General features: G+C 39.0%; 23 protein-coding genes, 2 pseudogenes and 1 other annotated feature. Of the genes and pseudogenes, 7 read left to right on the top strand and 18 right to left on the bottom strand.

From position 1 onward, the window contains the following. Positions 1 to 177: 177 nt before the first annotated feature. A complete protein-coding gene (locus F0161_RS01650; protein WP_150203381.1) occupies positions 178 to 732 on the top strand; it encodes a TetR/AcrR family transcriptional regulator in 555 nt (184 codons plus the stop codon). 330 nt (positions 733 to 1,062) lie between these two features. On the opposite strand, the pseudogene F0161_RS01645 reads toward F0161_RS01650, so the two are convergent. The 3 genes and pseudogenes from F0161_RS01645 to F0161_RS01630 all read right to left on the bottom strand — a co-directional run. Further along, positions 1,063 to 1,935: pseudogene (locus F0161_RS01645) on the bottom strand (ISL3 family transposase); the annotation flags it as partial. A 419-nt stretch (positions 1,936 to 2,354) separates the two neighbouring features. Continuing rightward, positions 2,355 to 2,753: a pyridoxamine 5'-phosphate oxidase family protein gene (locus F0161_RS01635; RefSeq protein ID WP_003582802.1), complete on the bottom strand. Its 399-nt coding sequence runs from the start codon at positions 2,751 to 2,753 to the stop codon at positions 2,355 to 2,357. 113 nt (positions 2,754 to 2,866) lie between these two features. Continuing rightward, complete coding sequence (locus F0161_RS01630; protein WP_150203379.1) at positions 2,867 to 3,238, bottom strand: TIGR02328 family protein; 372 nt, start codon at positions 3,236 to 3,238, stop codon at positions 2,867 to 2,869. A gap of 427 nt (positions 3,239 to 3,665) precedes the next feature. On the opposite strand from F0161_RS01630, the pseudogene F0161_RS01625 reads away from it, so the two are divergent. Both F0161_RS01625 and F0161_RS01620 read left to right on the top strand, forming a co-directional pair. Further along, positions 3,666 to 4,512: pseudogene (locus F0161_RS01625) on the top strand (IS30 family transposase). 2 nt (positions 4,513 to 4,514) lie between these two features. Then, entirely contained in the window at positions 4,515 to 4,817 is a 303-nt protein-coding gene (locus F0161_RS01620; protein WP_150203377.1) for a transposase, read from the top strand. A gap of 110 nt (positions 4,818 to 4,927) precedes the next feature. Here F0161_RS01620 and trpA read toward each other — a convergent pair whose 3' ends face one another. The 7 genes from trpA to F0161_RS01585 form a co-directional block, all read right to left on the bottom strand. Then, complete coding sequence (gene trpA, locus F0161_RS01615) at positions 4,928 to 5,695, bottom strand: tryptophan synthase subunit alpha (RefSeq protein ID WP_150203376.1); 768 nt, start codon at positions 5,693 to 5,695, stop codon at positions 4,928 to 4,930. Beyond that, entirely contained in the window at positions 5,688 to 6,893 is a 1,206-nt protein-coding gene (gene trpB, locus F0161_RS01610) for a tryptophan synthase subunit beta (RefSeq protein WP_150203374.1), read from the bottom strand. Before trpB ends, trpA begins: the two co-directional genes overlap by 8 nt. Continuing rightward, positions 6,886 to 7,464: a phosphoribosylanthranilate isomerase gene (locus F0161_RS01605; protein ID WP_150203372.1), complete on the bottom strand. Its 579-nt coding sequence runs from the start codon at positions 7,462 to 7,464 to the stop codon at positions 6,886 to 6,888. The genes trpB and F0161_RS01605 overlap by 8 nt, the downstream gene beginning before the upstream one ends. A gap of 2 nt (positions 7,465 to 7,466) precedes the next feature. Then, positions 7,467 to 8,246, bottom strand: coding sequence for an indole-3-glycerol phosphate synthase TrpC (gene trpC, locus F0161_RS01600; protein ID WP_150203370.1), 780 nt, complete (start codon positions 8,244 to 8,246; stop codon positions 7,467 to 7,469). After that, positions 8,243 to 9,259, bottom strand: coding sequence for an anthranilate phosphoribosyltransferase (gene trpD, locus F0161_RS01595; RefSeq protein WP_150203368.1), 1,017 nt, complete (start codon positions 9,257 to 9,259; stop codon positions 8,243 to 8,245). The genes trpC and trpD overlap by 4 nt, the downstream gene beginning before the upstream one ends. 723 nt (positions 9,260 to 9,982) lie before the next feature. Then, the gene (locus F0161_RS01590) at positions 9,983 to 10,573 is read right to left on the bottom strand and encodes an anthranilate synthase component II (protein WP_318635336.1); all 591 of its coding nucleotides are present in this window, start codon (positions 10,571 to 10,573) and stop codon (positions 9,983 to 9,985) included. Continuing rightward, entirely contained in the window at positions 10,570 to 12,012 is a 1,443-nt protein-coding gene (locus tag F0161_RS01585; protein WP_150203364.1) for an anthranilate synthase component I family protein, read from the bottom strand. The genes F0161_RS01590 and F0161_RS01585 overlap by 4 nt, the downstream gene beginning before the upstream one ends. Positions 12,013 to 12,860: 848 nt before the next feature. Here F0161_RS01585 and F0161_RS01580 point away from each other — a divergent pair. Both F0161_RS01580 and F0161_RS01575 read left to right on the top strand, forming a co-directional pair. Beyond that, on the top strand, positions 12,861 to 13,370 hold the full coding sequence (locus F0161_RS01580; RefSeq protein WP_137601607.1) for a YbhB/YbcL family Raf kinase inhibitor-like protein: 510 nt from the start codon (positions 12,861 to 12,863) through the stop codon (positions 13,368 to 13,370). A gap of 24 nt (positions 13,371 to 13,394) precedes the next feature. Further along, positions 13,395 to 13,622: a hypothetical protein gene (locus tag F0161_RS01575; protein WP_137601608.1), complete on the top strand. Its 228-nt coding sequence runs from the start codon at positions 13,395 to 13,397 to the stop codon at positions 13,620 to 13,622. Between the two features lie 131 nt (positions 13,623 to 13,753). Here F0161_RS01575 and F0161_RS01570 read toward each other — a convergent pair whose 3' ends face one another. The 6 genes from F0161_RS01570 to F0161_RS01545 all read right to left on the bottom strand — a co-directional run bounded on the left by F0161_RS01570 (position 13,754) and on the right by F0161_RS01545 (position 18,145). Continuing rightward, positions 13,754 to 14,488: an amino acid ABC transporter ATP-binding protein gene (locus F0161_RS01570; RefSeq protein WP_137601609.1), complete on the bottom strand. Its 735-nt coding sequence runs from the start codon at positions 14,486 to 14,488 to the stop codon at positions 13,754 to 13,756. 3 nt (positions 14,489 to 14,491) lie between these two features. Further along, positions 14,492 to 15,184 carry an amino acid ABC transporter permease gene (locus F0161_RS01565; RefSeq protein WP_137601610.1) on the bottom strand — a complete coding sequence of 231 codons (693 nt, stop codon included), beginning with the start codon at positions 15,182 to 15,184 and terminating at the stop codon, positions 14,492 to 14,494. A gap of 22 nt (positions 15,185 to 15,206) precedes the next feature. Then, positions 15,207 to 16,013, bottom strand: a complete 807-nt coding sequence (locus F0161_RS01560) for a transporter substrate-binding domain-containing protein (RefSeq protein WP_150203362.1) — start codon at positions 16,011 to 16,013, stop codon at positions 15,207 to 15,209. A gap of 76 nt (positions 16,014 to 16,089) precedes the next feature. Continuing rightward, positions 16,090 to 16,310, bottom strand: a binding site (T-box leader). A gap of 74 nt (positions 16,311 to 16,384) precedes the next feature. Further along, on the bottom strand, positions 16,385 to 17,188 hold the full coding sequence (locus tag F0161_RS01555) for a transporter substrate-binding domain-containing protein (RefSeq protein WP_150203360.1): 804 nt from the start codon (positions 17,186 to 17,188) through the stop codon (positions 16,385 to 16,387). A gap of 139 nt (positions 17,189 to 17,327) precedes the next feature. Next, a complete protein-coding gene (locus F0161_RS01550; protein ID WP_150203358.1) occupies positions 17,328 to 17,816 on the bottom strand; it encodes a GNAT family N-acetyltransferase in 489 nt (162 codons plus the stop codon). A 2-nt stretch (positions 17,817 to 17,818) separates the two neighbouring features. Then, the gene (locus F0161_RS01545; RefSeq protein ID WP_137601642.1) at positions 17,819 to 18,145 is read right to left on the bottom strand and encodes a hypothetical protein; all 327 of its coding nucleotides are present in this window, start codon (positions 18,143 to 18,145) and stop codon (positions 17,819 to 17,821) included. A gap of 155 nt (positions 18,146 to 18,300) precedes the next feature. On the opposite strand from F0161_RS01545, the gene F0161_RS01540 reads away from it, so the two are divergent. Together F0161_RS01540 and F0161_RS01535 are read left to right on the top strand one after the other, a co-directional pair. After that, on the top strand, positions 18,301 to 19,173 hold the full coding sequence (locus F0161_RS01540; protein WP_137601614.1) for a DegV family protein: 873 nt from the start codon (positions 18,301 to 18,303) through the stop codon (positions 19,171 to 19,173). Positions 19,174 to 19,191: 18 nt separating this feature from the next. Continuing rightward, entirely contained in the window at positions 19,192 to 19,710 is a 519-nt protein-coding gene (locus F0161_RS01535; protein WP_318635335.1) for a GTP pyrophosphokinase, read from the top strand. A 374-nt stretch (positions 19,711 to 20,084) separates the two neighbouring features. Here F0161_RS01535 and hisC read toward each other — a convergent pair whose 3' ends face one another. Both hisC and hisE read right to left on the bottom strand, forming a co-directional pair. Beyond that, the gene (gene hisC, locus F0161_RS01530) at positions 20,085 to 21,149 is read right to left on the bottom strand and encodes a histidinol-phosphate transaminase (RefSeq protein WP_137601615.1); all 1,065 of its coding nucleotides are present in this window, start codon (positions 21,147 to 21,149) and stop codon (positions 20,085 to 20,087) included. 36 nt (positions 21,150 to 21,185) lie between these two features. Continuing rightward, positions 21,186 to 21,512, bottom strand: coding sequence for a phosphoribosyl-ATP diphosphatase (hisE, locus tag F0161_RS01525; RefSeq protein WP_371858072.1), 327 nt, complete (start codon positions 21,510 to 21,512; stop codon positions 21,186 to 21,188). Between the last annotated feature and the right edge of the window lie 4 nt (positions 21,513 to 21,516).

Genomic DNA, 21,516 nt, shown 5'->3' with positions numbered 1-21,516 from the left:
ATATACTGGCTATTTAGCCAATGGTGACATCGCGATGTGCAGCAAAAATATATATACCCGGGAAAAATGGTGTACTTTTTTAAAAATAAATGTATAATATATTATAATATTCCGTTATATGACTGATTTCATCATTAACGCTAATGTACACTATCATTTAGGTGGGTGATTTAAATTATGGATAAACGAGTATTACGCTCCAAGACCGCAATCGGCGATGCACTGTTAGAAATCTTAAAATATAAAAACTTTCCTGATATTACTGTAAGTGAACTAGCAAAGAAAGCTTCAGTTGATCGTAAGACTTTTTACGCTCACTACAGTTCAATTAGTGATGTTCTCGCAGAATTGGAAGATCAATTAGCTGCTGAAGCATCTGCACTATTCATTCAAATGGAAAATTTTGATGTTTCAATTTTCATGGATGGTATGACAGATTTGATGTTCAAACGTTTCGATGTTTACGTCCATATTGCTAAGAATGATGACTATTCGTTCATTCTTCAAGATGGAAAAGACATTTTAACCCGCGTATTTATGAATCAATGTATGCAAAGTAATAGTTATACACCTGATGATTTCCGAGTTGCCATGGAATTCATCTCATCTGGAATCATTGACCACTTCCAAAGCTGGTTGGTTACCCCAGAACATTCCAAAGAAGTCTTAGCGGCTTCAAATGAAACTATTAAAGAAATTGTCAATCGCGAATTAGCTGCCTTTTCGAGCTAATTAATTAAAAATGGTTCTACAATATTTGGTACTGATAGAGATTCACTTTGTGAATTTCTACTGGTGCCATTTTCTATTATCAAGTAAAATTGTACAAAAATAGAAGATAGCCTGACCCCTATCTAACGAAAGGAACTATCTCCCATGGATAATAATACCAGATTAGCTCTCAATATCACAGATACTCGTTTAGAATTTGATCCCGACCCTAAATATAAATCTCAACCTATGTCTAGAGAAATGACTGACAAAGGTGAGGCTAACGTGTGGCACTGCGTGCTCACATACGAAATGACTTGTCCTAAATGTTCAACCGTCATGAGTCGAAACGTGTTTAGCGTCAGGCGCAGTTTGATGAAAAAGCCGCCAGTTTGTCTTCATGATCTTATAAGGACGGCTGTGCTTGTCATCAAGCTGTTTGAGCGCTTGGACGCGTACCTGATCAAGGGCACGAGCCGCAAGTTGAATGATATGGAACCAATCAATGACGACTTGGGCCTTAGGGAAAACCTCATGAATAATCGTCTGATAAGCTGCATTCATGTCCATGGTGACCGTCTGGACCCGAGTGCGTTCAGCGAGTGAATAATGAGCGATGAAGAAGTTTTTAATCGTGCGGTTGAATCGATCACCAAGCAAGGCAATCAGACGATGTGAATCGGCATCAAGACAGATAAACGACATCATGCCATGAGTGGAACGGAACTCATCAAAGCAGAGTCGCGTGGGTAGCCGGCGAGCCGGTCGGAGTTTGAGATTTCGGTCAATGATCCGTTGAACCGAGGAGGCTGAGATTCCGATAATACGGGCGATGGTTTTGACTGGCAACCGTTCATGCGCTAACTTCATGATTCGTTCTGTCATGTGAGCGGCGATCGTGTGGTTGGGTTGCACGAATGGCGTCTTGGCACTGACTGTGTGGTAACAGTTATGACAGCGCCATCGTTGCTTGTGCAAGTCAATGACTGTCGGCATTTCAACCCCGTTGAGGACGCGCACGTGGGCCGTGTAAAACCCGTTAGGGTGCAAGCCCTCAAAGCCACACAGTGGGCACCGGGTTAACCGGTAAGTCAGCTCGGCATCAATCACATGATACTGGCGGCGACGTACCCCGTTGCCGCGATATTCATGACGAACAAAGGCTACTTTGATATTATGGTCTGGTATTCCAAGGACGGACAGTGTAGGATCGTATTGGGACATTTACTCATAACCTCGCTTGCTTTTGGTTTCGACGCTAGCAAGCATAGCATGGACACTGAGTAGGTGTCTTTTTGCGTTATCCAAAAAGGGCCTATACGTTCAGTGTTGATTATTTCTCAACACCAGAAAGTGTAGACCCTAAATTTATTCTTCAACACCAGTTGACGTAGAGCCATTTTTATTGGATGATTTTTATCCAATAACACAAAAAAAGGCGTATCGAAAATCGACACGCTCGAAGTAATGGCGTTAACAGTAAGCTACGGGTTTCTTAAGAATTAGACGTACTTCTATCACTTCTAACCAAAGTATAACAAAACCGCTTGCTAATGAATACTTAATGACATGAAATAAACACTGTATGAGTTTGGACACTAATAAGTTCTTCGACTTACTCGGTTGAATTTGTTTTAAAAACCCTAGGCGATTTGAATACCAGCCTCTAAGGTGTTATCCAATTTATAGATTCGTTCAACATCAATAACCACTACGCCAGCGCGTGGGAAACGTTCAAAAATGTTAGTTTTATCTAAAATCTGATTAGCAAAATCATCTGTTTCATGAATATGAGCCGTTCCCTCAAAGCGAAATCCCTGTTGAGCGCCTCTATCAGCAACCGCAACCGCTGCCAAATGGTTGCTCGAGAGATTATCATAGGCTTGCCTGAAGGTATGCTCAAAGTAGATTAAATGTGAGTCATCTAAGACATGTAGTGAGCCCTTGGGACCAACTTGAGGTTTGCCATCTATTCCTGTTGTTGCTAGGAATGGGAGCTGACTCTTTAACATATTCTTCATTTCTTCTGTAAGATTTACCATTTAATTTTCTCCAATCAACACGACATTACGCTTTCCAATTACTTTTAGTAAGTATACTGTCGATATCCTATTTTGTCAATCCTATGTCCCAAGATGAACATCGCAGACTAGGATCACGGAAGGTTTAAAAAGATTCCCTTGTTTTGTAAATTGGTTAAGCAAACATGTTTATATCGTTGGTCATGCTCAGGATAGATGGGTATTGTGAGTGCAACCGGATTGAGTTGTTTGTATGCTGGGCAATGTTGACCTCGATACAGAGGATCATACCATTTCTGATCTGGATGATAACCTCGTTTTTCCATTTCACGTAACACAATACAGTGAAATTGAAATAATTTATATGGGGAATTTGCAAATACGTAATTAACGGTAGCGTGTTTCCGTCCCCATCCATTACCGCGAAGCGCCGCAATTTCACGATGCTGTCCCAATAATTGTTGTCTTGGGAGTTGCTGAATTAAATCTTGATGCCATAAACGCACGTTACGGCTTCCTTTCTTGAAAACTAGTCTTAATATTTATGCCATTTGGAGGATTACAGTACTGAACCATTTTATGACGAAGCGCCTTTTCTATAGGTTCATCGGCAGTATAAGTAATGGGATTTGCGCCTACTCGGATTGTCTGATCAATTTGTTCAATTTTGTTGGTGTGATTGATTATATTGCTCTTGCAAAGGAATGATATCCTTTTTTGCTGTCTTTGGAGCAGCGATTGTACCCTCTGGATGTAAGCTGATTCCTGAGACAACTTTTAAGAGAGGGTATAATGAATAAATCATCTCTCAAAAGGAAGGAATTTTTACATAGGTAGATTGTAAAATTTAAGTTGAACATATTAGTGGACAGAAAAACCCATAAAGGTCTTTAATGGTGTCACCACAACATTCCACTAGAAAGAAGGACCTTTATGGGCACCACTATTTTATCATTTGAAGACCGCGTTGTCATCGAAACACTTCATCATGAAAAACACTCACTTCAATATATTGCCGATTATTTAGGCTTTAGTAAAACCACTATCTTTAATGAGGTTCATCACTTAGCTGGTGAGTATAACGCAGTTAGGGCTCAAACTGACCATGAAGTTAAACTTAGTCATCGTGGTCGTAAAACCATCTTAACGACTAACCTAAAGCGATTGATTGAAGAAAAAATCAAGATCCAAAAATGGTCAATTGAACAAGTGGCTCATGTAGTTAGAATTGCCTACAAAACCATCTAAAGAACCCCGTGGTAGTTTTAGTCATGGACGTTCCATCGAAGATCGTCCAGCTGAAATTTCTGATCGTAATACTTCAGGTCACTTCGAAGCTGATATAGTTTTATCTGGAAAACGTAAAGGTCAAGCAGTAGCTACGTTTGTCGAGCGTAAGAGTCGGCTTACCATCGTTAAACGGCTTAATGGACGAGATAGTACTTCAATGACCAAGGCTATTTTAGAATTGGCTAACCAGTTAGGAGATAATCTCAAGACCCTTACTGTTGACGATGGGAAAGAATTCGCCAACTACAATTTGATTGAAGAACAGGCCGGTGTTCCGCTGTACTTTGCGCACGCTTATTCGCCACATGAACGAGGCAGTAATGAAAATCGCAACCGAGTACTACGCCGCTTCATTCCCAAAGGTCAACCGATTGATGAGATTACCGATGGTGAATTGATTCAAATTAACTGGTATTTGAATTCCCGACCACTCAAATGTTTAAATTGGCGAACACCGATTGAGATCTTTTTGCGTGATCTGCGTTACTAAATTTGTTCAAGTTATTTCTTGCAATCTGCCAAACTGCTCATGCTATTCAACAGGCAATCCATAATCGTGATGGAGAGTCATTAACAAGTATATTAAAAAATTACATTCCCATGGGGAATGCTATGGATACAGCTATATCAACATTAAAAAAGAATCGTTCAAGTGTTGTTGCTAGCTGTTCTTCAGCTTTCTCAAACGGAGCCATAGAAGGAATTAACAGAAAAATAAAAACGTTGAAAAGAGCTTGCTATGGATTTACTAACATGAGTCATTTTAGGACTCGTATCCTTTTGATTGTAAAATAAAAGAACATCCCGAAGGATGTTCCAATATCTGGGTCACCAATACCAGTTGACGAAGACCCAAAAATAAAAATATCGCAAAGTCAGCAAACAGCTGATTTTGCGATATTTTTTTATGCTTTGATAGCTTTGACATATTCTTCAATCGCTGCACTAGCATTGTCTGGATTATTTTCAACTAGCTTCACAATTCCAGAACCAATAATAGCTCCATCTGCAATTTCATTCATTTTTTCAACTTGTTCAGGTGTATGAATACCAAAACCCACTGCAACTGGTGCATCAGTGTATTTCTTAATTTCAGCGACACTAGCACTTAAGTCATGACTCATTTCGTTGTCATCACGAACGCCAGTAATTCCAAGTGATGAAACTAAGTAGACAAAACCTGTACTATCTTTGACAATCTTTTGAATTCGATCACCTGAAGTTGGAGCTACTAATGGAATGATTGATACTCCATGACCTTCTGCCAAGTCGGCAATTTCACCACGTTCTTCATATGGTAAATCCGGAATCACAACGCCATTGACATCGAGTTCTTGACACTTTTCAAAAAATGCTTGGTAACCATAATCAAACAACTTATTTAAATAGGACAAGAATACCAATGGCACATCGGTTTGTGCGCGAATCATTTTGACAATTTCAAAGACTTTAGTCGTTGTAATTCCAGATGCAAAGGCACGTAAGCCACCAGCTTGAACTACGGGACCATCTGCGGTTGGATCGCTAAATGGAATCCCCAGTTCAATCACATCTGCCCCGGCATTAACCATTGATAATACATAGTCAACACTCTTTTGCATGTTAGGATCACCAGCAACTGTAAAAGCTACCAATGTTTTTGGATCTGAAAACGCATCTTGTAATTTAGTCATGAATATCCACCCCTCTGTAACGAGCAATTGCGGCAACGTCCTTATCGCCACGACCGGATAAGTTACATACAATAATTTGATCTTTACGCATTGTTGGTGCTAATTTTTTCACATAAGCAACCGCATGGCAGCTTTCAATTGCTGCTACGATACCTTCCTGTTGAGCGATATATTCAAAAGCGTCGACCGCTTCGTCATCAGTAATCCCAACATATTCTGCGCGATGAATTTCTTGTAAGAAAGCATGTTCAGGTCCAATCCCAGGATAATCGAGTCCAGCTGAAATTGAGTAAACTTCCTTAATATCACCATCATCATCTTGGAGGAATTTTGATTTCATACCGTGAAAAATACCAGTCCGGCCTTTTTCAAGTGTGGCTGCATGTTGATCCGTATCAATGCCCTTCCCAGCAGCTTCACAACCAATTAAGCGAACATCTTTGTCATCAATAAAGTTGTAAAAGGCACCCATAGCGTTACTACCACCACCGACGCAAGCCAAAACGACATCTGGTAATTTACCAGTTTGTTCTAACAATTGGGCTTTGATTTCTTCACTAATAACAGATTGAAAATCACGCACCATCGTTGGAAATGGATAAGGTCCCATGGTTGAGCCAATCAAATAATGAGTATCATCAACCCGACGAGTCCATTCTTGCATCGCTGCGTTAACAGCATCCTTTAGCGTTCCTGTACCCGTTGTCACTGAGTGCACTTTGGCACCTAGTAGTTCCATCCGGTAAACATTCAACGCTTGACGCTCAACGTCTAATGAACCCATGAAGACTTCACATTCCATCCCCATCAATGCGGCGGCGGTGGCAGTGGCAACCCCATGTTGACCAGCACCAGTTTCCGCAATTAAACGCGTTTTTCCCATCCGTTGGGCCAATAAAGCTTGTCCCAAAACATTATTCAATTTATGTGAACCAGTATGGTTCAAATCTTCCCGTTTGAGATAAATTTGCGCCCCGCATAAATCTTCTGTCATCCGTTTTGCATGATATAACAATGATGGACGTCCAGCGTAGTTATTTAATAAATCCTTCAATTCAGCCTTAAAGTCTGGATCATCTTTGTACTTATTATATGCGGCAGTTAACCGATCAATTTCACCCATTAATGTTTCTGGTATGTACTGACCACCAAATTGACCGAAGCGGCCTGCTTTTGTTTGTTCTTCTACTTTATCCATTATGTGCCTCCTGTGTAAATTTGCTTATTTTTGCGGAATCTTTTTGTTGATCTGTTTCTACTCCCGAACTAACATCGACAAAGTCAGGTTGGATTGCTTGTATAGCTTTAGCGACGTTTTCTGGGGTTAATCCACCAGCCAAGAAAACTGGTTGATCAGGTTTTTTGATCTGAGTCCAGTTGATTAACTGGCCCGACCCTGGATTTTGTCCATCATACATCACGTAATCCGGTTTAGTAATTAGCTCTTCCCCTGGATGAATAACTTGAGTCACTTGCAAACCTAACGCTTGAATTTTTGTCACTGTCTCTTGGTTTTGTTTGCCATGAATTTGAATTACCGACACGGTTTTTTCCTTAGCGAGCTGTTCGATTTTTTTCATATCTGGTTCTACAAAAACCCCAACCGTTTTGATGTCATTGTCTAAATGAGTTCTGAAATTTTGGGCAGTTGGTACGCTGATTTGACGACGACTATCGGCAAACACAAAACCCGCCATTTCTGGATGCGCGTTGTTGACGGCCTCAATATCTTCAAGTCTCATTAGCCCACATATTTTAGCCTTTGCCATAACTACGCCTCCTTTAATTCCCGAATCATCGCTTGTTTATCATCACTTCTCATTAACGTTTCGCCAATCAATGCGACGTGAATATCGTGTTGCTTTAATTCCACTACATCTGCCGGTTTTTTGACGCCACTTTCGGCAACAAAGATTTTATCAGATGGAACTAATTTTCTTAATCGTTCACTGTTCGAAAAATCCACTGTGAAATCTTTTAAATTACGATTATTGACGCCAATGATTTTGGCTCCTGCCGTTAGTGCCCGCTGAATTTCATTTTCATCATGTGCTTCGACTAAAACTGATAAACCAAGTGAGTCAGCTAAAGCCAGATTAGCTTGCAATTCTTGGTCAGTTAAGATTGCCACAATCAACAAAATTGCTGATGCCCCCGCAACTTTTGCTTCGTAAATCATATATTCATCAACAACAAAGTCTTTGCGTAGAACTGGAATGCTAACCTCAGCAGCAATCTCTCTCAGGTATTCAATCGAGCCTTTAAAGTATTCTGGTTCCGTTAACACTGAAATAGCATCAGCGCCGGCTGCATCATACGATTTGGCGATTTCCAAATAAGGAAAGTCTTCTGCAATGATTCCCTTTGAGGGCGAAGCTTTTTTGACTTCAGAAATGATATTCAATCCATCCTTTGCCAACGCTTGTTCAAAAGGACGTTCCTTTTTTACTGGCATTGCCAACGCTTGTTGTTTCATCTCATCAGTGCTAATTTGTTGCTTACTTGCAGCAACTCTTTTTTTAGTGGATGCTACTAAGTCATTTAAAATCATGCAACTGCTCCCTTTGTAAATGTCACAATTTGATCCAGTTTCTTTGCGGCTAACCCACTATCGATTGTTTCAGCTGCCTTGTTAATGCCATCAGCCAAACTCAATTCTGGGTTAGCAACGTGTAAAGCCGCTCCAGCATTCAAAAGGACAACATCGCGTTTAGGTCCTTTCTCACCGTTTAAAATTGCCCGAGTGATTGCAGCATTTTCAGCCGGTGTCCCACCGACAAGATCTTCTGGTTTGCAAAGTTCAAATCCATAATCAAGTGGATTAATTTCGTATTTAGTCATTTTGCCATTTCGAATTTCAATTGTATCTGTTTTGGTTGTTAAGGTAACTTCATCTAATCCGTCTTGGCCATGAACAACCATGGCATCTGTCACGTTCAAGCTAACCAGCACATTGGCAAGATCTTGCATCATTTTTTGATCGTAAACTCCAAGTAATTGCCGACTGGCATGTGCTGGATTTGTGAGTGGTCCAAGTACGTTGAATACCGTTCGAATTCCCAATTCCTTTCGAACAGGACTCACATAACGCATAGCTTTGTGATATTCTTGTGCAAAAAGGAAAGCAAAGCCGGCCTCTTTCAATAATTTTTCACTTTGTAATGGGGTTAAATTAATATTCATCCCTAAAGCTTCGAGTACGTCTGCCGCACCACTCTTTGATGATGCAGCGCGGTTACCATGTTTGGCAACTGGGATTCCTGCCGCTGCAACGACGATAGCTGATGTAGAAGAAATATTAAAGCTGTTTGAATGATCTCCACCAGTTCCAACTATTTCTAGTACTTCTTCGCCAGCTTCAAATAGTTCCGCATGGTCGCGCATCGCTTTGGCACTTCCGGCAATTTCGTCTGGATTTGAATCCTTCATATTCAATGCTGTCAGGTATGCTGCAATTTGAATATCATCAGTTTTACCATCCATAATTTCGTTCATTACTGTTTCTGCTTCTTCAAAGCTCAATTCTTCTTTAAGTGAAAGTTTCTTAATTGCTGATTCAATCATTTTAAATTCCTCATTTCAATTTTTATTAGTTTAATTTGATTAGTTATTATTTTTGAAGTTTGCCATCGTGTCATCATGTTGATCTCCCTTGAATTTTCTAAATTTGTTCCATATCGTGTTCGCCAGTTAATCGAGTAATGTCACACTCTCATAATCACAAAAAAAATACGCCCACATAACAAAATACAATTTGTTATAAGGACGGATTCTCCGCGGTGCCACCTTAATTCAGAACGTACTAGTTATTTTCTGGGATAATTTAGGAACAAAACAATTACTAAAATTATTAAGTCCTTAAATCATCCACCTGAAAAATTAGTACTAACGAATAAAATCGTTTCTACTCTTTGCAGAATGCAAACACATTCCTGACAACTGACGCGTGTCTGACGTAATGCGGTACTTGCAGTTAGGTTTGATTAACTCAGCTTCCAAGAACAATTCTCTCCGTTTAATTACAAATTTCATCTCACATTCTTCGAATGTAATCTGTAATTTTCATTAATACTCAAGAATTACCGTTCTTGTCCGCTACCTGGCTGCTTTCAGCATTCCCTCCGTGGTCCATTTAACAATCTGCGTTCGGTTGAACTCCCAGCTACGTCAACTCTCTGTGCGTGCACGATTATCTTGATCTCCACTTCATCGGTTTCATGTGGACAAATATTAAGCTGTAACTAGATTAAAACATGATTAGATCTTTGTCAACACTTTTTAATTAAGTTATTTGACAATTGCAGAACACTCTAAGAAATTTTCAATTATTTGGTCACCTAATCCTGGTTGCGTCATCACTGATTCGGGATGAAATTGAACCGCATAGATGTCCATTGATGGAATAGTCAGCGCCATAATGTCGCCATCTTCTGACATGGCAGAAACATCGAAAATTCCTGGTAATGTTGCTGAATCTGCCACGAGTGAATGATATCTCGCCACGACCCCGTCTTTATCTAAGCCATTAAATAATGGATCATTAATGTCGAAAGTCACTTCGCCTGCTTTCCCATGCATCAAGCGATTAGCCATCTTTAAGCGACCACCCAACGCCACACAAATGACTTCTAATCCCATACAAACACCTAGCATTGGAATGCGATTTGCAAAATATCTGGCAGCTTCCAAACTAATACCTGAATCTTCTGGACGGCCTGGACCTGGCGACAAAATTAGATGGGTCGGATTCATGGCTTTGAGTTCATCTAAAGTCACTTCATCGTTTTTAATCACTTTAATATCTGGATCAAATGAACCAATTTGTTGGTACAAATTATAAGTGAAACTATCGTAATTATCGATTAAAATTTTCATCATTTTGCCTCCTCAGCTTTAATAATCGCTAGATTAACTGCACGTGCTTTATTGAAGCCTTCTTGATATTCATGTTTAGGATTACTATCAGCCACAATGCCAGCTCCTGAATGGATTGTTGCTTGATCAAGTTGTGTGTACACCAGTCGAATACCAATTCCCATATCTACATCGCCGTTAAAATCAAAGTAGCCAAAACAACCACCATAAATCCCTCGAGTAATTCTTTCGTGTTTATAAATTAACTCAATCGCATGTACTTTAGGCGCTCCTGATAGTGTTCCTGCCGGAAAGACTGAATCTAATAAATCTAACGCAGTAAGATTATCTAATGCGGTCGATTCAACAACTGAGCCTAAATGCATGACCTGTGAAAATTTTAGTACTTCTGCATGTGTGGTGACTTTAACTGAGCCTATTTTACTGACGGCTCCCAAATCATTACGTCCCAGATCAACAAGCATATTATGTTCAGACAATTCTTTTTTGCTGGTGGTCAATTCTTTTTCAAATGCAATGTCTTCTGCTTCTGTTTTACCACGTCGACGCGTACCGGCTAATGGGTAGGTCATCAACTTATCATCATCACGCCGAACTAACGTCTCTGGCGATGCAACGACTGCTTGATAGGTCCCTTGATGAAAATAAAGCTCATAAGGCGATGGGTTATCTTGATCCAACTGTCGTGCAATTCGAATCAAATTACCAGTCAGACGAGCATGTTGTGGATTGGAATAAATCAGCTGGAACACTTCACCAGCTTCAATTTCTTTACGAATTTCTTCCACACCGGCAGCGAATTGTGATTCGGCAAATCGCGGGGTGAAGTCATGTAGTAAGTTAAATGTTTGCAGCTCGTGGTTGGGAATTTGCAAAACCATGTTTTTCAACATCGTTAATTGTTTTTCAGCTTGTTCAACACTTTCCGTCAAATCTGTTAAGTCAACCAATTTGATAAATTCACAGACCCCACGTTCATGGTCATAGGCAATGACAATATCAGCTAATAACAGCCGTGCCAATGGTTGATGATCAGGCAAAGTAGGCAATTTTTTTAATTTTAAAACAGCCTCTTTAATATATTCATAGGCGAAGTAACCAGTAATTCCCGCGCTAAAAGGTGGCATTCCTTCGATTTTCGGCGTCCGATATTTGGTCAAAATATCATTTAAATATTCGTGCGCATTGACTGATTGCTTGTCACCGTCAACATATACGCCATCCGCTTCGATTCTGATTTCAGCACTAGGATCAACTACGATATATGTAAATTTACTTTGGTCGTGATTATTGATAGTCAGTTGCAAGCAAGTATCATAATACTGATCCAGATAATCCGTCACTTGATAGACATCAAAATCAGCTAAATCTACTTCCACTTTCACTGGTGCATATCGATAATTTTTTGCGTATGTTTTTAATTCATCAATTGTTGGAAACATTTAAATGACCTCACTTTTTTATTTTTTAAACGTAATCACGTTATTCAATTTTGATTAAACGAGTTCCATTACTCAACTTGTTCCACATCGTGTTCGCCAGCACAGTTCCCTCATGTATAACTTCAAAATATTTATCACTTTTCAAGTTCTAATATTTTTTCTTATACTCCAGAAGCTAACCGTGCTGGCTCACACTTCAAATCAAAAAATCCGTCCACATAACAAAAATAATAACTTGTTATAAGGACGGATTTCCCGCGGTGCCACCTTAATTCAGAACGTACTAGTGATTTTCTGGGACAATTCATGAACAAAACAATTACAAAAATTGTTAAGCTCTCAAATCATCCACCTGAAAAATTAGTACTAACGAATAAAATCGTTTCTACTCTTTGCAGAATGCAAACACATTCATGACAACTGACGCGTGTCTGACGTAATGCGGTACTTACAGTTAGGTTTGATTAACTCAGCTTCCAAGAACAATTCTCTCCGTTTAATTACAAATTCCATCTCACATTCTTCGAATGCAATCTGTAATTTTCATTAACACTCAAGAATTAACGTTCTTGTCCGCTACCTAAATGCTTTCAGCATTCCCTCCGTGGTCCATTTAATAATCTGCGTTCGGTTGAACTTCCAGCTGCGTCAACTCTCTGTGCGTGCACGATTATCTTGATCTCCACTTCATCGGTTTCATGTGGACGTATTAAATTATCAATTAGAATATATTTATTTTGAATACTTGTCAAGGGTTATCGATTTTCATTCAACAAATAACCTGTTATTCGCTCCACCTGATAAAAAAATGTATAATGAAATTATCAAGAAGAAGAGGAGTGATGTTCGTGCAAGTTTCATTACCAATCGTTGATGGCTATTTGCCTGACAAATACGGCAAGTACGCTCCTGACGAATATAAGTATGATAACCATCCAGCGTTATCGTTTCCAATTTCAATCACATCCCTGCCTGCCGAAACAGTTTCAATCGCGTTAGTCATGGTAGATGATGATGCCATTCCAGTATCAGGTTTCACCTGGATTCATTGGGCGGCTGCCAACATCCCCGCTACATTAACTGAAATTCCTGAGGATGCCAGTCGTGATGACTCCTTTCAAATGATTCAGGGTAAAAATAGTACTGCTGGAGGAATGGTTGGCGCAACTGATCCATTACAGATTCAGCGTTACAACGGTCCTCAGCCACCAGATAAGGACCATCTGTACTCGTTATACGTTTATGCTTTAGATACCAAGTTGCCATTAGAAAACGGCTACTGGCTCAATGAGTTCTATCACGCCATCGAAGGTCACATACTAGAACAAGTTAAAGTGGACTTCCTTAGCCGTAAATAATTTGATGAAAGAGAGTTGATTCGTATGTCAGATCGTATTTTTTTCAATCCAGGAGATTCAATCGCTAATATTAATGATTATCAAGAGGCTGTGCGTAAGGGCCAACTTTGGAAGAACAATAAATCACTCGATGATTTGGTAATTGCCAAAGGTCCTGATGATAAAGATTACGCTATCTTCTATGCTAAAGATGCATTACCAGAAGGCCATAAAGACCATCCCAATGCATATGAAGTAAAAAAGAAAATTTAATTGGATTTAAAAAGTAGCATCCAAAATTAATTGGGTGCTACTTTTTTTGTTGTCCAAATTCCGAAGCAAACCGATTCGTTATGCCTTATTTATTCCAGCTTACCTCATCTGCTTCGTAAAGCCTTCTCAACTTAGAATGTCATCCCCGTCAAAAATGCCTTAATTCGATCTGTTGGATGATTGAAAAATTCATCCGCAGTACCTTCAAATTCAATTTTGCCATTCTCCAGAAAGACGATTTTATTAGCTACTCGTCTTGCAAACTCCAAATTATGAGTCACCACAATCATCGATTGCTTTTCTTCGGCTAACTCCAATAACACCCGTAATACCTGGGCTTCTAGTTCCGGATCCAAAGCACTGGTTGGCTCATCAAATAAAATATATTCAGGATTCATCGCTAGTGCACGACAAATTGAAATTCGTTGCTGTTGACCACCCGAAAGTTGGTTTGGAAAACGATTCTTGGTGTCTTCCAAGCCCACCAATTTAAGTAATCGTTCAGCATTGGTCTCGGCGTCAGCTTTACTTTGCTTTAAGACGTGAATTGGTCCTTCAGTAATATTTTGTAAAATAGTCAAGTGAGGAAATAGATTCCAACTTTGAAAGACCATCCCAGTTAATTGCCGAATTTGTAATTTTTCTTTATTCGAAATGTCTTTGCTGAAATCAATTGTATGATCACTGATTTGATAAATACCACGTTCAGGCTCTTCCAACAAATTAAGCGAGCGCAATAACGTTGATTTACCAGCACCTGAAGGCCCTAGTAAGACCGTCGTTTCATGTTCTTGAAATTCCAAATTAATATCATTTAAAGCATGATGGTCAGCATACTCTTTATCAACATGTTCTAGTTTTAACATCTATTAACCCCCAGTCACAATGTAGCGTGACGTGTATCTTTCCAAATAGTATTGCCCAATACTCAAAATTGAACAAAAGACGGCGTAATACACGGCAACCATACAATACATCAACATGGGTTCATAATTTTTAGCGGCAATTTGTTGACTGACAGTGAACATTTCCAAAATCGTAATTGAACTTGCCAGCGAGGTGTCTTTGACCAATCCGATAAATGAATTGGACACTGGTGGAATCGCCACACGCATGGCTTGAGGGAAAATAATTCTAAATAACACTTGAGAATATGACATACCAATAGCGTAGGCTGCCTCCCACTGACTCTTAGGAATTGAAATAATTGCTCCACGAACTGATTCAGAACAATAAGCACCGGTATTTAATGAGAAGGTGATAATCCCGGCGGTGAATGCATCAAGCTCCACCCCAATACTTGGCAGTCCAAAAAACACAATGAATAATTGAACCAACAATGGCGTCGACCGGAATAGCCAAATATAAAAACTGATAATCCACTTTAACAGTTTAAATAAAAATTTGGTAATGCCACTTCCTTTTGGCTCGGTTGTTCGCACTAAAGCAGTTGCTACGGCAATTACCATCGCAATTACGAACGAAATTAAGGCCAAAGGAATACTATATTTGATACCGGCCCCGACAATTTCAGGCGTAGATTTGACAATGGTGTCCCACATAATTTCATTTCCCTTCTAAACTCTATTTTTCAGTAATATCAGCCGTGAAATACTTTTCAGATAGCTTCTTCAAAGTTCCATCATCCTTTAATTCTTTCAAAGCTTTATTAATTTTCTTTGTTAAAGCCGTATTATTTTTGTTAACTAGACCACCAATTTTAGCAGCCTTGACTTTGTTAGTTGGCACAACTTGATAGTTGAAGTCATTAGCAGCACTTGGGTTGTCTTTCAAGTAACTTAGATAGGCTTCACGCGCATTCAAGGTTCCATCAACACGTCCTTGTTTAACTAAATCAAGTGAGTTTGTAAATTCACTCGAAGAAACAACTTTTGCACCATATTTTTTGGCAGCATCTTCATTGTTGGTACCAACACCAGCAGCAATCTTCTTGTCTTTGATGTCATCAATACTCTTGATATCTGTATTACTCTTAGCGGTAACGAGCACTTCACGAGAGTAAATGTATGGATCAGTAAATGAGAATTTCTTTGAACGTTCAGGCGTGACAGTTACATCATTGAAGACCACATCAAACTTCTTGCTAGAAACACCGGCAATTAAGCTGTCCCACTTAGTTGGTACAAATTTAACTTTATAACCCAACTTTTTAGCCACATCTCTTGCTAAATCAACTTCGAAGCCCTTCAACTTACCATCTTCACGATATGAGTATGGTGCATAGGTGCCTTCCAAGCCAACTGTTAATGTTCCTTTAGTTTTTAATTGAACTGAATCATTCGAACTACTGCTTTTACCACAAGCGGTTAATGTGACTGCCAATAATATTCCCAACGCTGCAACACCAAATATCTTCAACCATTTTTTCATTCTTCATTCCTCCATTTTTACTCCAGTCAATAAACCTATTATAAACTAAAAACGCCCCTACCCCGTAGTGAAACGGAATAAGGACGAATTATCGTGGTACCACCTTAATTTAGGATTGTGCACAATCCCCTTTGATGTAATGCTGCGCGTTAATGAGCGCTAACCACGATAATTTAACTCTTAGCTTGATTATCTAGATTTTACGAAGACCATCTTCTGAATGTTTCATATCCCCTCACACCAGCCGGGAACTCTCTAAAATGAAAAATATTCATACTCATCTTCATCGACTTTTAATTTAATTGTAACCAAAATGGTAAAGCACTCTGCACATAAAGTCAACTTTAAATTAACAGTTAACGATTGCAACTTTATTTTTCAGTAATATCTGCGGTGAAATACTTCACTGAAAGTTTCTTCAACGTACCGTCAGCTTTCAATTCTTTCAAAGCCTTATTAATTTTCTTAGTCAAAGCTGGATTGTCCTTATTCACTAGGCCAGCAATCTTAGCGGCTTTCACCTTATTAGTAGGAATGACGGTGTATTTAAAATTATTTGCTGCAGCTGGATTATCCTTCAGGTAGCTCAAATATGCTTCACGCGCATTCAAATTTCCATCAGCTCGACCATCCTTCACCAACGAAAGGGCACTGGTAAATTCACTGGAGGACACAACTTTAGCACCAAATTTTTGGGCAACCGTTTCGTTGTTAGTACCAACACCGGCGGCAATTTTCTTGTTTTTGATGTCATCAACACTGTTGATAGTTGTGTTGTCTTTCTTAGTAATCAAAACTTCACGAGAATAGATATAAGGATCTGTGAATGAAAACTTCTTGGCACGAGCAGAAGTAATGGTAACGTTGTTGAAGACCACATCAAACTTCTTACTTGAAACTCCAGCAATCAAGCTATCCCATTTAGTGGGTACAAATTTAACTTTGTAACCCATTTTTTTAGCGACATCTCTGGCCAACTCAACTTCAAAGCCTTTTAATTTACCATCTTCGCGATAAGAATATGGTGCATAGGTGCCCTCGAGTCCAACGGTTAAAGTTCCCTTAGTTTTCAATTGAACTGAGTCACTTGAACTACTTTTACCGCAAGCCGTCAAAGTAATCGTTAATAATAAACCTAGCGCGGCAATCGCAGCAATTTTGAACCATTTTTTCATAACAAATAAATCCTCCAATATTTTACTTACAAAATGTCAGTAAGAACAGTATACCTAAGTTTGTCTATTAAAGGGGGATTTCACTGTACTATGAGAATAGTTTAATGTTTAGATTAAATCTTTTTCATAATCGACGACATTAAGCCAATTCTAGAACCATATTATGCCAAACTTCTCCGCCATGAGTTGAGTCAGATAACCCTTCATCTGTGAAACCATTTAATTCATAAAATGGTACTAACCGACATAAACAGGTCAAAGTGATGCCATCACGTTTTGCAATTCGAGCATCGTCAATTAAGCGTTCCATTAACTTAGAACCGATTTGTTGATGTTGTGCAGCAGGTGAAACCGCCAAACTGAGCACGCTCTGGAACCCACCTTTTTCAGGATTATTAACTACTTTTTCAAATAAATCGTCAGTCAAATATCGTTGTCCAACCACTGGTCCCACAACGTAGCCTTGCACTTCGCCCTCATCGCCATAGGCCACGAGAAAAGTATCATTAATCACTTCGATTCTTTCAGCCATTGCGGGTTCAGTTGCTGCCTCGTCTGTTGTGAAACCACTATTTTCAATCGTCATAATTTCATCAATGTCAGCTGATTTTGCATTTGTAATTTTCATGATTAACGACCATGGGTAATTTTAGCTGCGGCGCTTTCTAGCTTAAACATTAATCCCATTGCATCCTTTCGAAAATCTTCAATGAAGTTGGCACCAACTGGCTCTACTTGACCCATCTTCGCTTTCATAATATCGGTGACAACCATATTTTCGCCATCCCAGGCCACTGTGTCATAGTGTCCTTCTGTTTCTTCGTCGGTATATGCCTGAAGCGATTCTAAAACTGCTTTTTTTATTACTTCGTCTTCAGAGTAGTTATGTCCGGCCCTGTTTTCTCTTGCCAAATTCATAGCAACTTCATCCATATTTTGTGGAATATCAACACTCATATTATTAACTCCCATCTTCATGTGCATTATTTATCGGTACAATTGTATCACGTTTGCCTTCGAAGTTTCACTTTCTGAATAGTATCTTCGGTTGAGTTTAATCTGACGACTAGTATATAATGAACAACTGACAAAAAGAAATGAGGACAACTAATATGAAAACTGCGATTGTGACTGATAGTGCAGCATATCTACCGCCCAAATTAACCGACGAATATGACATCACCGTGGTACCTATCACTGTGATTTTTGATAACCAAGCTTATCTTGAAAATATTGATATGGATAGTCCAACTTTCTTTGACCGCATGCGTAATGAGAGTGTTTTACCTACGACTGCACAAATTACGATGGCTCAAATGCAAGCCACCTATGACAAGCTTGCCGATGAAGGATATGATGAAGTAATTTCAATTCATCTTTCATCAGGAATAACCAGCTTTTTTGATAACTTATCGATGTTTGTCCAAGATTATGATCGATTAAAAGTTTTTCCGTTTGACTCAAAGATTGCCAGTGCTGGTGAAGGAAATATGGCTTTAATGGCAGCTCAGATGGTGCGTAACGGCTTCAATGCATCTCAGATTATGCCGAAATTAGCTGATTTACGTGACAGCACCCACGCATTATTTATTGTGGATGATTTAAAACACTTACTGCGCACTGGTCGAATTTCAAATAGCTCTGCCTTTGTTGGTAATTTATTACGGATTAAACCAATTTTAACTTTTAATGATGCTGGCCAAATTGTCGCTATTGGTAAAGAACGAACAATGAAAAAAGCTTTTAAAAAGACATTCAGTGATTTTGAAATTGAAACTAAAGACACTGACTACCCAATTCGAGCCACAACTATTGACGCGAACAATCCAGATGCAAATATCACCTGGCAAGCTGAATTTAAAGACGAATTTCCTGGCGTACCAGTTAATTCCAGTCATCTTGGGCCAGTAATTAGTGTGCATACCGGTGAAAATACCATGGGTTTAATTTGGGCAAAAGATTGGCGAGAACTTGCAAAAAAATAATTTTCAAGGAGTAAACCCATGATTAACGAACATCAAAATAGCTTAAATCCAAGCCGTATTCGAGAAGAAATGCGTAATGTTGCCAATTCTGTCACACCTGAACAAATCGGCCAGTTGACTACTTTATTTCAGCTGTATCATTCAGGGATGAACGAATTTGGTACCAAGCTAGAAAACTTGGACGCCGAATTTCATACACGCTACGATTACAACCCTATCCATCACATGGAAGCCCGTATGAAGGATGTGGCCAGTCTGTTTAATAAGATGAAAAAGAAGGGCATTCCCTTTCAAAAAGATGCGATTCAGCAAAATATTTTTGATATCGCCGGCATTCGAGTAATTACAAATTACATTGACGATATCGAAGCCATTGAAGACAATCTGTTAAAACAAGACGATGTCACTTTAATTCGCCGGAAAGATTATGTTAACAATCCGAAAGATAGTGGCTATCGCAGTCTTCATTTGATTTTATCCGTTCCAGTCTTTCAAACGGATGGACCTTATGAAGTCCCGGTTGAAATTCAAATTTGAACAATTGGAATGGATATGTGGGCTAGTTTGGAGCACAAACTAAAATATAAAACCAATTCCGATCCTAACATGATCGCTAAATACAGTAACGACCTCATTGGTTACGCTGAAGAGCTCACTCAAATTGAACAAAACATGCAAATCATTCATAAAGATATTAGATAAAAAGTGTGTGACAATTCTCGTTTAAATTACGAGCATTAACAAAAATAACACCAATGCCTGTTTTTTAGGTGTTGGTGTTATTAAGTTAAGTGAGTGATTTGAGAGTTGGAACATAGCTCAGAAGTGTGTGACAACTCTCGTTTAAAACGTGATTATAAAAAATAATTCCACTGCCGTCATGACATTGGAATTATTTTTTTATTTCTACTCTATTTTGCTTCTAGAATTAAATCTCTAATTTGCAAATTATCTTCGGTGTTACCAATCGTGATTCTTAACCACCCTGGTTGAAGGCCGTTGCGAACAAGGAATCCTTTGGTTTTTAGGTATTCTGCTACTTTATTGGCATTATCTAATTGAATAAACACAAAGTTTGCTTGACTGTGATAAAAAATAATTTTGTTTTCACGCAGCCAGTCTTCCCAAAGTTCACGTTCTTCTTTCGTCTTTTGGACGGTCTTTTTGACAAAATCTTGATCTTGCAATGCGGTCACCGCGACTTGTTGCGACATTGAATTTAGATTATAAGGTAGACGAACTGTCTGCATATAATTAGCCAGTTTTGGAGAAAAGACACCAAAGCCAACCCGGAAATTTGCTAACCCATATACCTTTGAAAAAGTTCTTAGCACCACCAAATTCTCGTAATCATTGACTAAATGCATTGCCGAATTGTCAGTTTCATCAGTGACAAATTCTAAATACGCCTCATCAATGACCACTAAAACATCTTCTGGTACTGTTTTGACAAATTCAGTAATCGCAGCCAAATCTTCGTATGTACCTGTGGGATTATTTGGATTACAGATCCAAATCAACTTAGTTTTATCATTGATAGCTTGCTTTAAAGCATCAAAGTCAATGTGTCCATCAGATTTAACTGGTACATACACGGGCACAGCTTCTTCAATTTCAGCATTCAACGCGTACTCAGAAAAGGTTGGCGCATTTAACAAGACTTCATCCCCATCAGTTAAAAAGGTCCGATTAATTAATGAAATAATTTCGTCTAACCCCACCCCAAAGACTAATTGTTCTTGTGCAACTTGGTAAAAATTGCTAACTGTTTCACGCAATTTTTCGGCTGAACCATCAGGATAGCGATTACTTTCCAAAAAGCTGTTAGTAATTGTATCTCGTACTTTTGGTGATGTTCCAAAGGGATTTTCATTTGCTGACAAGCGCACTACCCGGTCGAGACCATATCGTTCCATCAAGACATCCAGTGGTTCTTCAGGTACATAAGCTTTTAAATTTTTGATATTATCTTTCATATTGACCTCCTTTGAAAAAATAGTGCTCGCGGTAATTTATAGTTTTTCAATTTGATCTCGATCTTTGGTCTTGCTCATTAAGCCTTCTCTAGAAGCTAGTTCTTGCTTAATTTTATCAAATGGCATATCCATTTCGACTAATAACACCATCACATGGTAAAACAGGTCAGCAGTCTCATATTGTAATTCTTCTGCGCTATTGTTCTTGGCAGCAACAATTACTTCCGTTGATTCTTCGCCAACTTTTTTCAAAATCTTATCCAGGCCTTTAGTAAATAAATAGTCGGTATATGAACCTTCTACCGGATTTTCTTTCCGATCTTTAATCATGGCGTATAATTCTTCAATATTTTGTTCGTTCAAGTCG

Origin of the sequence: Paucilactobacillus nenjiangensis (genome assembly GCF_008632615.1) — a bacterium.
In the GTDB taxonomy this organism is placed as follows: domain Bacteria; phylum Bacillota; class Bacilli; order Lactobacillales; family Lactobacillaceae; genus Paucilactobacillus; species Paucilactobacillus nenjiangensis.
This window is presented reverse-complemented; position numbering and strand designations above follow the sequence as displayed.

Coding starts and splice junctions, on each gene's coding strand:
- trpD (WP_150203368.1), bottom strand. CDS start 9,259: ATGATTGAATCAGCAATTAAGAAACTTTCACTTAAAGAAGAATTGAGC.
- F0161_RS01605 (WP_150203372.1), bottom strand. CDS start 7,464: ATGGCAAAGGCTAAAATATGTGGGCTAATGAGACTTGAAGATATTGAG.
- F0161_RS01590 (WP_318635336.1), bottom strand. CDS start 10,573: ATGATGAAAATTTTAATCGATAATTACGATAGTTTCACTTATAATTTG.
- F0161_RS01565 (WP_137601610.1), bottom strand. CDS start 15,184: ATGTGGGACACCATTGTCAAATCTACGCCTGAAATTGTCGGGGCCGGT.
- F0161_RS01575 (WP_137601608.1), top strand. CDS start 13,395: ATGTCAGATCGTATTTTTTTCAATCCAGGAGATTCAATCGCTAATATT.
- F0161_RS01650 (WP_150203381.1), top strand. CDS start 178: ATGGATAAACGAGTATTACGCTCCAAGACCGCAATCGGCGATGCACTG.
- F0161_RS01570 (WP_137601609.1), bottom strand. CDS start 14,488: ATGTTAAAACTAGAACATGTTGATAAAGAGTATGCTGACCATCATGCT.
- F0161_RS01535 (WP_318635335.1), top strand. CDS start 19,192: ATGATTAACGAACATCAAAATAGCTTAAATCCAAGCCGTATTCGAGAA.
- F0161_RS01555 (WP_150203360.1), bottom strand. CDS start 17,188: ATGAAAAAATGGTTCAAAATTGCTGCGATTGCCGCGCTAGGTTTATTA.
- F0161_RS01540 (WP_137601614.1), top strand. CDS start 18,301: ATGAAAACTGCGATTGTGACTGATAGTGCAGCATATCTACCGCCCAAA.
- F0161_RS01545 (WP_137601642.1), bottom strand. CDS start 18,145: ATGAGTGTTGATATTCCACAAAATATGGATGAAGTTGCTATGAATTTG.
- trpA (WP_150203376.1), bottom strand. CDS start 5,695: ATGACTAAATTACAAGATGCGTTTTCAGATCCAAAAACATTGGTAGCT.
- trpC (WP_150203370.1), bottom strand. CDS start 8,246: ATGATTTTAAATGACTTAGTAGCATCCACTAAAAAAAGAGTTGCTGCA.
- trpB (WP_150203374.1), bottom strand. CDS start 6,893: ATGGATAAAGTAGAAGAACAAACAAAAGCAGGCCGCTTCGGTCAATTT.
- F0161_RS01560 (WP_150203362.1), bottom strand. CDS start 16,013: ATGAAAAAATGGTTGAAGATATTTGGTGTTGCAGCGTTGGGAATATTA.
- hisC (WP_137601615.1), bottom strand. CDS start 21,149: ATGAAAGATAATATCAAAAATTTAAAAGCTTATGTACCTGAAGAACCA.
- F0161_RS01550 (WP_150203358.1), bottom strand. CDS start 17,816: ATGAAAATTACAAATGCAAAATCAGCTGACATTGATGAAATTATGACG.
- F0161_RS01635 (WP_003582802.1), bottom strand. CDS start 2,753: ATGGTAAATCTTACAGAAGAAATGAAGAATATGTTAAAGAGTCAGCTC.
- F0161_RS01585 (WP_150203364.1), bottom strand. CDS start 12,012: ATGTTTCCAACAATTGATGAATTAAAAACATACGCAAAAAATTATCGA.